14 protein-coding genes are annotated in these 13,267 nt (G+C 37.8%); 10 read left to right on the top strand and 4 right to left on the bottom strand.

The genetic code is table 11. The features are described from left to right. Position 1 precedes the first annotated feature (1 nt). The 10 genes from G601_RS0119865 (at position 2) to G601_RS0119820 (ending at position 10,096) form a co-directional block, all read left to right on the top strand. The gene (locus G601_RS0119865) at positions 2-787 is read left to right on the top strand and encodes an ADP-ribosylglycohydrolase family protein (RefSeq protein WP_035791182.1); all 786 of its coding nucleotides are present in this window, start codon (positions 2-4) and stop codon (positions 785-787) included. A 164-nt stretch (positions 788-951) separates the two neighbouring features. Beyond that, positions 952-2,892, top strand: a complete 1,941-nt coding sequence (locus tag G601_RS25495) for a hypothetical protein (protein WP_051206096.1) — start codon at positions 952-954, stop codon at positions 2,890-2,892. A gap of 2 nt (positions 2,893-2,894) precedes the next feature. Beyond that, entirely contained in the window at positions 2,895-4,340 is a 1,446-nt protein-coding gene (locus G601_RS0119855) for a hypothetical protein (RefSeq protein WP_026666372.1), read from the top strand. A gap of 685 nt (positions 4,341-5,025) precedes the next feature. After that, on the top strand, positions 5,026-5,619 hold the full coding sequence (locus G601_RS0119850) for a type IV toxin-antitoxin system AbiEi family antitoxin domain-containing protein (protein ID WP_026666371.1): 594 nt from the start codon (positions 5,026-5,028) through the stop codon (positions 5,617-5,619). Beyond that, complete coding sequence (locus G601_RS0119845; protein WP_026666370.1) at positions 5,616-6,455, top strand: nucleotidyl transferase AbiEii/AbiGii toxin family protein; 840 nt, start codon at positions 5,616-5,618, stop codon at positions 6,453-6,455. The genes G601_RS0119850 and G601_RS0119845 overlap by 4 nt, the downstream gene beginning before the upstream one ends. A 218-nt stretch (positions 6,456-6,673) precedes the next feature. Further along, on the top strand, positions 6,674-7,204 hold the full coding sequence (locus G601_RS24325; RefSeq protein WP_196808932.1) for a CD1107 family mobile element protein: 531 nt from the start codon (positions 6,674-6,676) through the stop codon (positions 7,202-7,204). Then, positions 7,204-7,347: a hypothetical protein gene (locus tag G601_RS26345; protein WP_155834583.1), complete on the top strand. Its 144-nt coding sequence runs from the start codon at positions 7,204-7,206 to the stop codon at positions 7,345-7,347. Before G601_RS24325 ends, G601_RS26345 begins: the two co-directional genes overlap by 1 nt. A 1-nt stretch (position 7,348) precedes the next feature. Beyond that, positions 7,349-7,495 (top strand): hypothetical protein, encoded by a 147-nt coding sequence (locus G601_RS26340; RefSeq protein WP_155834582.1) that lies wholly within the window; start codon positions 7,349-7,351, stop codon positions 7,493-7,495. 166 nt (positions 7,496-7,661) lie between these two features. Beyond that, positions 7,662-9,197 carry a methyl-accepting chemotaxis protein gene (locus tag G601_RS0119825; RefSeq protein WP_026492061.1) on the top strand — a complete coding sequence of 512 codons (1,536 nt, stop codon included), beginning with the start codon at positions 7,662-7,664 and terminating at the stop codon, positions 9,195-9,197. A 392-nt stretch (positions 9,198-9,589) separates the two neighbouring features. Further along, entirely contained in the window at positions 9,590-10,096 is a 507-nt protein-coding gene (locus G601_RS0119820; protein ID WP_026490262.1) for a nitroreductase family protein, read from the top strand. Between the two features lie 519 nt (positions 10,097-10,615). Here G601_RS0119820 and G601_RS0119815 read toward each other — a convergent pair. From G601_RS0119815 to G601_RS24320, 4 genes are all read right to left on the bottom strand, one after another. Further along, entirely contained in the window at positions 10,616-10,993 is a 378-nt protein-coding gene (locus G601_RS0119815) for a hypothetical protein (RefSeq protein ID WP_026666369.1), read from the bottom strand. Continuing rightward, the gene (locus G601_RS0119810; RefSeq protein WP_026666368.1) at positions 10,990-11,349 is read right to left on the bottom strand and encodes a hypothetical protein; all 360 of its coding nucleotides are present in this window, start codon (positions 11,347-11,349) and stop codon (positions 10,990-10,992) included. The genes G601_RS0119815 and G601_RS0119810 overlap by 4 nt, the downstream gene beginning before the upstream one ends. 9 nt (positions 11,350-11,358) lie before the next feature. Beyond that, positions 11,359-12,300: an AAA family ATPase gene (locus tag G601_RS0119805; protein ID WP_026666367.1), complete on the bottom strand. Its 942-nt coding sequence runs from the start codon at positions 12,298-12,300 to the stop codon at positions 11,359-11,361. A gap of 63 nt (positions 12,301-12,363) precedes the next feature. Then, complete coding sequence (locus G601_RS24320) at positions 12,364-13,266, bottom strand: DUF5688 family protein (RefSeq protein ID WP_051206092.1); 903 nt, start codon at positions 13,264-13,266, stop codon at positions 12,364-12,366. Position 13,267 lies beyond the last annotated feature (1 nt).

The raw sequence follows: 13,267 nt of genomic DNA, 5'->3' as shown, positions 1-13,267 counted from the left end.
GATGGCAGTAAAAGGTGCAGTGCTTGGAGATATCCTTGGCTCACAGTACGAATTTGACAGACCATTGGATCTTGATTGGAAGAAAGTGCCGCTTGTAAGCGGCCTTCCAATGGGATTTACAGATGATACAGTTATGATGCTGGCTATTAAGAAGGCTATTGTAGAAGGACTAAACCTGACTGATACTATGGTCAGGGTTGGCAGAAGGTATCCTAATTGCGGCTATGGTGGCAGGTTCTATAGCTGGATCAATGATGAAGATCACAGACCATACAATAGCTGGGGCAATGGCTCCGCTATGAGAGTCGCATTTGTTGGTGAGTACTATGAAGGCTATGATGAGATGCAGCGTATGGCTGAGGCTACAGCAGTTGTGTCTCATGATCATCCTGAAGGAATCAAGGGCGCAGTAGTTACGGCTACTTGTATCTGGATGGCAAAGCACGGCAAGACCAGGCAGGAGATTTACGAATACGTGTTGGAGCAGTATCCGGTTAACAAGTATGAGTATAGTATTGGATATAGCCTTGATGAGATACGTTCTAGATATGTTTGGAATGAGAGTTGTCAGGGTTCTGTGCCGGCGGCTATGCGGTGTTTTTATGAAAGTTCAGACTATGAGTCTTTCATCCGAAATATCTATAGCCTGCAGTGCGACAGTGATACCTTTGGAGCTATCGCGGGTGGCGTGGCAGAGGAGTTCTATGGCGGATTCGGGGGTGTGGATGCTGAGGGGATTTTGAAGGAATATCTTGATAAGTATCTGTTGGAAATAATAAGAACATAAAAACGTAATTTGGTATAATTGGTATTAGCGTTAGATCAAAGGGCAAGGAGACTTTAGGACTGTGTTTTTTGAACTGTACAAATTTTAGTACAGCTCTTTGAGTATAATTAGAATTATCAAGAAAACCATTAGCGGTAGCGAGTATACATAGGAGGTGTATCATCATGAAAAAAGATGATATTCTTGAGAATCTTAATAAAGCCAAGGACAAGATTGTAGAAGCGGGATCGGGTGTTGGAGAGATTATTACAGAAACAGGGAAAAATGTCAGAGACAGCAAAACTGTTGAAAAGATAACTCAGGGTGCGAAAAAGGGTGTTGAGAAAGTTTCGCAGGGGGCCAAAGCTGGTGCAGAAAGGGTTTCTCAAGGAGCAGCTGCAGGAGCAGAAAAAGTAAAAAACTCTGTAGAAGAGTTATCTGGTAATCCTTTTGAAATTGAAGGCCATACAGTGCTTAGATTTAAGGGTATAAAGACAAAGCTGTTAGTCCCGGATCATTATGAAGTTGTTACTGATAAAGCTCTCATTAAGACTTTTCAGGAGATGTTTGGCCTTGAGAAGATTGAGATATCTTATGTTGCGCAGACCACAAATTCCATAAATGTTGCCATGTTTTTTAGACCTAAAAAAGGAAAGAACATGGACTTTGAAAATGTACAGGGTGTAATTGATGATATTCATGAAAGCTTAGCCGAGAATCAAGGATTGATTGAGGCAAAAAGTGGAAAGACAAAAAGGGGATACGATTATATCTATAGTATTGTTAAGTCGGTCCGTGAAGAAGAAGGTATTCCTATGGGAGTAATCTATTTCTTAAGAATGGATGTTGGCTTTGAAGGGAATGTTGTTGAGATTTATGCGAATTTTGAAGAACAGGGGACAACTGGATTAAGAGAAAGTATGGTTGCCTGTATGGCTCAAAATGCCGGAATATGTGATATGGGCAGTGATAAATGGATGGAAGATCCATATGATTCTGAATATAAGCGAGGTATTCCTAAAAATCTTGCTGAAAAAGAAGGCTTGGATGGACTGTTTCCTGATAACCCTCTTACCCAGGCCAGGGAATTTATTCTGGCGATTATCAATGATGAATTGGTAACTGTAGGTAATGAGGATTCTGATGAAGAAGATGAAGATAAAAAAGAATTATCTGAAGAGGAAAAGCAACAGAAATCAAAAGAGTTCATGGCAGGTCTTTTTGAAGATGAATGTAGAAGATATACGGAGAGGGTAGATGTAGAACCGGAAAAGGATTCTGCTGATGGATCATCAGATAAGAAGCTATCATTGAATGAGCAACTTGAAAAAGCTGTTGAGGAGTACAATTTCGCTTATACACAGATGAGTGATAAAGGTACTGGACTTTATATTCAGCGTGAACGATCGGTTGATCTGATTAAAAATGTTGAAAATCTGGTTAATAGCATTGCTAATCATCCAAAAGAATTTGATGCATCAATAAATGATATCGTTACTTTAAGACAGAATTTTAAGAGTACATGTGACTTTGCTAAAAAAGAGCTTGAATCTGCACAAAGATCTGCAATGAGTGCCGGAGCCGGAGCAGCAGGGGGAGCAGTTGTTGCAGCTATCGCTCCTAGTGCGGCTATGTGGATAGCAACTACCTTTGGTACAGCTTTTACAGGTACAGCTATTTCAACATTGTCAGGAGCAGCGGCTACAAATGCTGCCCTTGCCTGGCTTGGTGGCGGTGCATTAACTGCTGGCGGTGGTGGAATGGTAGCAGGGCACGCATTTTTGGCGTTGGCTGGACCTATTGGAATGGGAATTGCTGGAGCATCATTGCTCACATCTATTATTCTGTTTGCCAACAAAAAAGTTAAAATAGAAAAAGAAAAGAAAGAGGAAATTCAGGCGGTTCTCAATAACACAGCTAGTCTGAGAGAAACTGATGAGAAGATAAAGCTTTTACTAGAGCAAACAGAACAGCTTAGAGAAAGTGTGAATCTGCTATATGGAAAGGCTCTTAATGCTTTTGGTAGAGATTTCTTATCTCTATCAGAAGAATTAAAGATGCAGTTGGGCTCTTTGGTAAATGAAACGAAAGCATTGGCCTCTTTACTCGAAAAAGGAGTTGATTGATTATGGCTGTTGAAAAAGTTATAAAAAGTAACCAAGAGCAGGCGGTTGCTTCTTGGGTGAACTATTTAAATCAGCTGAGATTAGACAGACTTGTTGAGTTTATGCAAAATCAGGACTTGAATTTGCAGGATTCTATGGCTGATTTGGATAAGGCATTTTCACAGATAAATGATCTTATAAGCAGTAATCGCGGTGGGGAAAAAGGATTACATGGCTTTATTGCAGAGGCTGCAGAAGTTGGAATTGGAAATGCCAGAGAAAATATATTAGGTAATCCTGATAAGTACACCTGGCTTAATGATAACGGTGTTTCGGATTTGTTACGTGATGGTGTGGAGCTTCAACAAAAGTTCTATCAGTCAGATTTATCCTTGAGGGCTATTGCTGCTCATTTAGAGAAATATCCTGATTACATAAGTAATGGTGGAAAGTATCAAATCCCCAAAGATCAGTATGAGAAAATTCAGGAGCTTTTATCAATATCTAAAGATGAAGCTAATAAGATGCCTACCTCAGATGGTACGTTCTCTTTGAAACAGTGGAAAATGGTGCATGATTTTTTTGAGAGCAGAGAAATTCGTATCAGTGATGTTGAGCCATCAAAGCTTGAATATAAAGAGGTTCAGCGAGAACAGATAGAAATAACGATAAAAAATGAAAAGCATTCTTTAAAGGATACAGATTCTGAACTAAGAAATCAGGCTCGTAAAGACGCTACACCGACTTTAAATGAAGCAGTTAAAGTTGTTGGTGTTGCTGCTGCACTCGAGGGTGGAACAGCACTGACTTTGTCTATTGTGAAAAAGAAAAAGGAAGGCAAGAATATAAAAGATTTTTCCAGTGATGACTGGAAAGAAATCTTTAAAGATGCAGGTGTAGGAACTGTTAAGGGTGGAATTAGAGGAGCAAGTATTTATGCACTCACAAACTATACTGCTACACCAGCGGCGATGGCTAATGCGATTGTGACTGCATCATTCGGAGTCGCAGAGCAAGCACATTTATATCGTAAGGGTGAACTTGATGAGACTCAGTTCATTAGTAATGCTGAAATGCTGTGTTTGGATGCTTCAATCAGTGCTATTTCATCTTTTATAGGTCAGGCAGTTATTCCTATACCTATAGTAGGCGCATTGATAGGTAATACTGTTGGTACGACGCTTTATAAGATTGCTAAAGATGGATTATCAGATAAAGAAAGGGAACTGATTAAATCATATCTGGATGACATTGAAACTCTTAGAGCTAATCTGGACAGGCAGTATCAGGATTTGGTTGCTGCTATTCAGAAGGAGTACGAGACATATATGTTGATCCTTGAGAAGCTATATTCAGTTGATTACATGAAGGCTTTTGAGGGCTCATGTGAGATGGCAAAGCTTTGCGGCGTTCCATCAGAGGAGATACTTGATTCAAAAGAAAGCATTGCAGATTACTTTTTATCCTAAGTTTGTATTTTTTATTACTGAGTCTTATCCTCCGTAGATTACTTCTCTAGAGGATTTCCGTGCCAGGGTAAAATATAACTTTTTTACAGGGAGTATAACCATTCAATGGTTGAGGCTGCTGTATGAGCCTTGAATTTTTTTGACGATTTTGCTTGGGGATAAAATTAATAATAAAAACTGTGGATTTCTGGTACAATTGGTACAAAAATCGATAAAAATTTTATTTAAAAACCCAGTATTTATGGGATATAGGAGAAAAAACATGAAACTAGGAATCGTTATTTGAACGCCTTTTTTATATATCTCCATATAACTCATTAAAAGTCTTTGAATCCGCATAATTACTAGGGCCTCAGTAAATTCATCTCACATATAACTTGTTATAGATTCTTATAATTTATAAAAAAATGGTGTCTTCGTGGTGCCCGAAATGGTGCCCGTTTTTGGTGAAAAAAGTTTTCTGGTTTCATTTTTGAAAATTATATTAGTGGGCACCATCGTGTAATATTATCAATTCAATTTTTTATAAGCAAATCCCCTAAATTAGTTTTTATTTTGTAAAAATTCCAATGGTATAAAAGGTTTCTTTATTTGCTTTTTCGCTACAAAAATATAATTATATAGCGAGAAAGTATTGACTTTCTCGCTACTAGATTCTAAAATTGTAGCGAAAGGGGTTGATTGCATGGATGAAGAAAATATCCTTGATAAGCTACTTGAAGAACGGAACGGATATATTCGACTAATAGATGCTCAAAATGAAGGAGTATCAAAGTATACTGTTATGGAGTACGTCCGTAAAAATGAAATGGAAAAACTAGCACCTGGTGTATATATTTCGTCTGATGCTTGGGAAGATAGATTGTATTTATTGCAGCTTCGTAACAGGAAAATTGTTTTTTCACATGAGTCCGCTTTGTACATGCATAATCTTTCTGATAGAGAACCTTTTTCGCCGGTCATTACTGTCGGGAGAGGATATAATGCGAAACATCTAAAAGATAATGGCGTTGTAGTTCATACGGTAAGACCGGAGTGGTTAGAGCTTGGATTAACGCATGCACAGACATTTACCGGAAATACAGTACGAATCTATGACAGAGAACGTTGTATTTGCGATATTATCAAGAATAAAAATAAGATGGATATTCAAGTATTTCAAATGGCTTTGACATCTTATTTTACTGATGGTGATAAAAATATTCATAACCTTATGAAATATTCCGAGATTATGGGGATTTCAGATAAGGTGAGACAATATACAGAGGTATTATTATGATTAAAAGTGTTACAGCCGTAAAGGCAAAGATAAAAAACAAGGCAGGTGGAAATAGTGATAAATCCCAGATAATGCTGAGAATATATCTGATGGAACGACTTTTGGAGAGAGTTTCTTTATCAAAGTATAGAGATAACTTTGTACTAAAGGGCGGCCTTCTAGTGTCTTCATTAGTTGGCGTGGATATGCGTTCAACTATGGATGTAGATACTACTGTAAAATCACTTCCCTTAAATAAAGAGTCAGCACAAAGAATTTTAGAAGAAATAATGGCGATTGACATAGAAGATGGAGTTGCTTTTCGAATAACGAAGGTGCAGGATATTATGGAAGGCCACGAGTACGAAGGTGTTCGTTTTATGATTGAATGCACTATGGATAAGTTAAAACAGACCATTAAGATAGATATTTCCACTGGTGACGAGATTACACCAAGAGCAATAGCTTATAAGCTGCCACTTATTATTGAGGACAGGTCAATTGATCTTTGGGCGTATAATTTGGAAACGCTATTAGCCGAAAAACTTGAAACTATTATGGTAAGAGCGGAAGCTAATACAAGAATGAGAGATTTCTATGATATACATGTTTTGCTTAAACAAGAGGTGGTGACTGTTGATAGCGCTATACTAAAAAATGCTTTTTATGCTACATGTAAGAGAAGAGAATCTACAGAGCAGATTGGGACGATTGATGATGTTATCAATAAGATAGCAGATGACGGAGTGATGAGGCAACAGTGGAATAACTACCGAAAGACTAACTATTACGTAGGTGATCTAGAATGGGACGACGTGATTGGAAGTGCAAATATACTAAGAAAAATGATTGAGTAAAAAATGCTCGCATTGTGGACGATGTCTACTTTGCGAGTGTAAGGAAGAGGTGTGTTATATACTTAATTATGTAAATCATTAATTTATTTGAATTATCACAGGAAAAATTATTATAAAAATTTATGTACATAGATCAATGCTTCTAGGAGTTACCTGGATAGTATTGGTCTATTGTTTTATCGGTAAATGGCAGCATAGAGAAGTCAGTGAAGTGTGCGGTGAAGTGTAGTGAAGTTTTTGCTTACAACTTCATTACCATTTTCTATAATTCATATTATAGAAAGAATAACTACTTTTATATCATTATTGACCGCGATGACCAGGGTGAAGAGACAGTTCACTTCTTAAATATGGTTGATGAATCGGATTTGTTAGCTCTAATGGATGATGATCAGGTTAAAGAATATATTTCATCAAAGGGATTAGCAGAGGAAGAGCTAGCTCCTGTAGTTGAAGAGTCAAAGGAAGAACCTAAAGAGCCTGAAGAAGAGCCTGAGGAACCAAAGCCTGAGAAAAAGAATTCGGCAGGAACAATGGCATTGTTATTGCTCATTGGTATCGGTGGTGTAGGTGGTTATATCTACTTCACTAAGGTCAAGGGTAAAAAGACAACTATAACTTTTGAAGATCCTGATGCTGATTATAACGAGGATGAGGATTACCTTGATAATCTTCCTGATGATGTTGAAGAAACGGCATTTGTTGATGAGCCTGATGATAAGGAACCTGACACAGGGGAGGATGAGTAATGGCCAGACTATCGAGATTAGTTGAATATGCGAAAAGCATGGGAGGGCAGGCTGACAAGCCTGCTCTTTCTATTAAGGACAAGCTTTCTGAGATGAAAGAAAAGTCTAAAGAAGTGAATAAAAAGGTGAAGGAGGATTCGTGATATGGCATATGATACAAGCACTTTTGCCCCGAAGGCAGCTGCCGAGGCAAGGAAAGCTGAGATGGAAGCAACCATGTGTCAGTCCTTTGGTGGCTGGAAAGATATGAATCGTCATGTGAAGAAGGGCGAAAATGCTGCATGCAATTAAATGCTGGAAAGACAGGTAATACAAGGTGAAATAAATAATTCATTTCAACGCAGAGATTTTTAATAATAATTTCAGAGATATTTACTTATGAGAATTTGCGGAATTTAGTAAAATAGTTGTGACAATCTAGTTAACATAAACAATTTATCTCAGGAGGTAATTATCAATGAATAAAAAATCTGCTTTTGAAGTATACCTGTCTGCGGTTTTTAAATGGGGTATTACTGCACTGGTATCGGCCTGTATGTTTGCTACAGCAATGTTCATAGTAGAAAAGACAATTGGCTTTTATCAGGTTATCCCTTGGATCGCAGTAATAATTTTCGGTATCATGGATGTGTGTTTCTTTATTACAGGAATGCTGATTCTTAAGTCTTCATTTGATGAAGATGGATATTTAAAAGATGGAAAACTTCAAATAGGAAAGATTTTCTGCTCAGTTGTTCTTATCCTTCAGTGGAACTACATTATTTACATGGTTCCGACCAGAACATTCTGGGGATTTTTATGTTTCTTCCTGATACTTATCGGATTCTTTATGGATATTAAGCTACTGTCCGTTACCGGCAGTATTTGTATTGTTTCTATGTTTATTGCATGGTTTGTCAGAGGCACAGCTCTTTTGCCAGTAAAAGACGAACTCTTTATTACAGATGTAATCATGTGTGTTGTAGGCCTTGTGCTTTCGTTAGCCGGCCTTGTAATGTTCTTATTTTTTGTTTCACACTTTTTGATTACTGCCAAAAAGGATGAGCTTGAAGAGAACAACAGGCGTGTTACAGGTGTTATGGATGCTGTTCGTTCAATATCTTCCAAGATGGTAACTGCAGGAACGACTCTTTTGGATATCTCATCAAGTGAGAGCGCTTCAGCAGAAGAGCTATCAGCAACAAGTGATGAGCTTGTTAAAAACAGTAATATTCTTGGTAATAAAGCAGATGAGAGTATGGCAAACTTGTCAGAGCTTAATGATTGCGCAAGCATTGTAGAAGAAAATGTTGAGACTGTTGAGAAGACATCTGACAACCTTCTTAAGAAGTCAAAAGAAAATGAGAAATCATTAAATGATCTTCAGGGAATAAATTCTGAAGTTTCTGATTCTATGGCAGTTACAACAGATATTGCAGACAGACTTCTAAAGGCAGTAGAAGAAATTGGAACAACGCTTGAACTTATTCAGGGTATTTCGTCATCAACAAGCCTTCTTGCTCTTAATGCTTCAATTGAGGCCGCAAGAGCGGGTGATGCTGGAAAGGGATTTGCTGTTGTAGCAACTGAAGTTGGTAAGCTTGCAGAAAACACGCAGAGCTCACTTAAGGACGTTGGTGCAATAATTGAAAGAGTTCAGAAGAACGTAGAAGAGATTACAGGACAGGTTGAGATAAATGCCAATAAGCTTGCTGAACAGAATGAACAGTTTAAGACAGTATTTGGCGACATAAGTGAAATGACTACAATGCTGAATGATTCGGTTAATGCAATTGAAGAGATGAATGAGGCACATAAACGCCAGTCAGAAATCATCAAAAAAACTGTTGAGATTAACCAGAATATCGCAGAGAGTATCAGAAGTGAGAACGAGCAGTTTGTGGCTATCAGTACCATGGCTGGAAATAATGCTACAAATACTGAGCATGTTGCACAGCAGGCTAGTGCAATCAATGACATGGTTGATGAGATTAATCGTCTTCTAAATAATTAAAAAGATGTGAGTGTCAAAAGACTGTGCCTTCTAAAAAAGAGGGCACAGTTTTTTTTTATTTAATACGAGGAAATTGCGCCTTGTCGGCGCAACCTTGAATTAAAGGTCCGGACAAGACCGGACCATGCAAAGCGGAGGTATGCAGAGTATTATTATCAGTCTACCTCATCAAAGAATTCATCATCTTCGTGCATAAAGTAAGAAATTTTTCACTGACATTTTTAAAATTCATCCCGTATAATTGAGGATGAGTTATTTAACTTATACTTAGTAAATTCGCCGGAGGAACGAGATTCATGAAATTTGCTATGTTACTGTGGAGTTTTGGTTTTTTTGAATAACTGACATATCTTTTAAATAACAGAATCAATGTAGCAAAGGAGATTATAGATATGGAATTTAATAAAGTTATTCAGAAGAGAGAGTCTGTTCGTAAGTACAGCGATACAAAGCCAACAGAAGATCAAGTGAAATATATTCTAGAAGCGGGGCGCTTAGCACCAACAGCTTTTAATAAACAACCACAACGAGTGTATATACTAAAAAGTGGAGAAGCTCTTCAGAGGATGGACAGTGTTCATCCATGCCGTTATGGAGCACCGATGGTAATTCTAGTATGTTCCGATAAAAATGCTGCAAGTAATTTTCAGGGTGGAAATAGCTATTTGACAGATGGTGTTATTGCAGCAACACATATGATGCTGGCAGCAACAGATATAGGATTGGATACATGTTGGGCTGGAGTGAATGATGTTCTTAAAACACAGAAGGTTTTTGACCTGCCAGAAAACATCTATCCTATTTGTTTCCTGGATTTGGGATTTCGCGCTAGCGATTTCAAAGGTGTATCTAGCGATAAAAAAAGGAATCCAATTGATTCAATGGTAACTATTTTATAAAAAATTGCGGCGTAGCCTTAGGGCGATTGTAAAGCAGGAGTCATAACCTGCCGCCGTATTTACTCCTGAAGAGGAGTATAGCGGAAAATTCCGCGTTAATTAATGCAGCGCTGTGCCGGAAAAGTCACTGCATGTTTTTACAAATCCGTCTTGACATGGTAATATATATTCGCTGTGTCAGGACTATTTTTATGTCATAATAGATAAATGGTGCCCGGCGTGGTACTCGGTAATACGAGCTGAGATAACAAATGGCTTAAATAAAGCATTTTTAGAAGGAGATATATAAAAAATGAAACTAGGAATCGTAATTAATTACCGGTTTCATATAAATGCTTATATTTTCTTAAATGCTGATAAATAGTGGCTTTGAAGAGTGCTTGGTCGATTTCGAAGTGGATGAAAATGCTTATAAATCCTTATATTTGATTTTGGATTGTAACAGTAAATGTAACACCAAGAGGAAGTCTAAATACAGAGAAAATGGAAAAGAAGATGGATAGAAAAAAGTAAAACCTGTCAGGTATTCCTGTCAGGTTTATTTGTTTTTGGAGGAAGAGTAAGGGCTTCTTCCAAAGTGTAGCCGTGAGTTATCCGATATTCGAAAAGCTTGCGGCTAATATTGTAATGTTCGCACAGTTTAGTTTTGCTTTTGTAGATATGCCCTAAATGATCTTCGCATCGCATTCCACCAGTATGTTTTACAGGACGTGTAAGAGCTTCCTTAAGTGACAAATGATATACTCGGATTCTTCTCTTTAAGGTCTCTGGGGAAATGTTGTAATGTTCACACATATCTTTGATTGAAGGATATGTATTTCCGAGATGATCTTGGCATGGCTTGTTTCGCTTCTTTTTTAATTCTTGTATGTCCTCTATTGAGTTTACTTTATTCATTCAGAATCCTCACTATTTTTGATGATGTGCTTTATTCTGGCATCTTCAATGTAAGCGTCTAGTAATCTAGTTAAAAGCTCGAAAATGGAAATAGAATGTAAGCCTTTGCCAGTTGCAGGATTTTCCCACAATTCACCGAGTTTTTTACACATATATAATTGAAAATCGTATTCTTCATCAGACAAGCTATCATATTTATGCTGAAGTGCTTCATCGGAAAAAATAACTCCCGGATGAGTGATGGCGGGAAGCTGTACGGCAATATTATGTAGCATATCAGGGTTTTCATTGGTGCTTGGAATGATACGTGTGTGTTGAGAAAATGAATCAGCTGTGACCATATAACTTAATTGCATAAGATCCTCCTAATCTATAGTGATTTCTTTTACCATAGGATTGTTGAAAAGCTCCTCGTCAAGATATTCCTCTATCATATTGTTCATTGCTCTGACGCCGGTCATTGAAGAAAAAGCCTCACGAGCCATTTCATAATACTTATTTTCTGACACATTGAACTTTACGCCATATTTACATTCAAACTTTGCGAGGGGGGAATAGCTGGAGTTCTTAAGTATTTTCAGATAATCATCTTCTGTGAAATTGTTAAGTATTAGTATTTGGCTTATTCTGCCCTGAAGCTCAGGGGTTAGCTTTGAAAGTATTTGCTCTTTTGTTAGCAGCGAGCGAGTACGTGGAGATGGTTGTTCGTTGCACCCAAAACCTATTGTGGTATGTTGGGTATGGTCTGTGACAGAAGAGAAGCTTCCAAGTAAGATCACACTCAGGTTATCAGTTCTGACGTATCGAGGTTTATCATCAGTTCCACAATTATATAGGCCTCCTTCCAAGAATTTAAGCAATTCAGAAACTAGTCCTGTTTCTGACCAAGTTCCGGCACCACGATCTATAAATTTATCGAACTCATCTATTACGAGAATAGGCGGGAATATCTCATTATTGAAGTCAAGGACGGATAGCTGTGCACTAAGGTGATTAGTTCCCTTAAATCCATGAGGTACTACGGTAGAACCGTCAACAATATTGATATTAGTGCCATATATTTTCGAGAGTATTCTCATAAGCTCAGTCTTTCCAGAACCAGATTCGCCGGCGATTAGAATAGTACCAGGCTTGTGTTTATTGATTGCTTTCCAAATGAATGTTGAGATTACCTTTTTGTATTCGCTGTGCCCGTATAGATGTGAGTTGAGATAATCGTAGATACTTTTTGGGGTGTCAAATACGGAAGATTTTTCAGCAGAGCAGGTGGGTTTATAACTGGGATCATAAAAGTTATTACTATTCATCTTGATTTCCTCCAATAAAAATGCCGGAACAGATAATGCTATCTGCTCCGGCATTAGATGTGGTTAAGCTGCAATTTCAAGACTGTGAGAGGCGTAAGAGTAACGATATACATGATCAGAAAGTATATCCTCTGGGGCGACTTGAGTCCTATTTACTTCGATGACCATCTCAGCCATGTTTTTTAATCCGCTGGATTCTGCTATAGAAGCAGGAACAAGGATTGTCTCGTGAATAGAACTTGGCAATATCAAGAAACTCATTCCTATCTTTTTTGCAATTTCATCCATTGTATCGGTATCGAGTAACATAGTAGCTCCATTGAGTTTCTCGTTATTTGTAAGTACATACATTGGAATATCAGCATAATCCAAAGCATCATCAACTCCGGGCATCATACTTTTGAGCATCTCGGCCATTGAAAGGAACTTTGCATCCTTGCTGTTCATGTTGGAAAGAGCAATGTTATGAAGTTCGGATAATGAAATTCCATAGAGCGAGAGCATATTATCAGTGATAACAATGCTTGCGGTTCCATTCTCGGTTTTTTCTACCTCGATGTAATAGATTACAGCGAGATCTTCTATGGCGGTAAAAGGCTTTCCTTGAAGATACTCTTCGTTACGGGATTTGTTTACCAGCTTTGCGTGGATTTTGTCTTTGACTTTATCTAGACAAGTGAAATCATTCACCTCAGGGAAAGGATTCTCACAACTTCCTGAGCGTATAGATGCTACTGCTTGCATGATTTCTTCAAAATTCTTGCCATTCTCATATTGTTCAAAGAACTGATTGAGATAGATATTGGGGCAGATGTTTGATTCAGGTTTCTTTATGGTGAGACCATCGAGGTGGATGGAATTGTTTTTAATGACAGTATGAATGGAAACCTCTGCATTGGAATATGATTCCGGTAAGTATTCTAGGATATGGTTTTTAACTTCGCTTTTGAATTCTTCGTAATTCATA

The organism is Butyrivibrio sp. FC2001, from assembly GCF_000424125.1.
In the GTDB taxonomy this organism is placed as follows: Bacteria; Bacillota; Clostridia; order Lachnospirales; family Lachnospiraceae; genus Butyrivibrio.
Note: the sequence above shows the minus strand (reverse complement) of the source record. Positions and strands in the feature narration are given on the sequence as shown.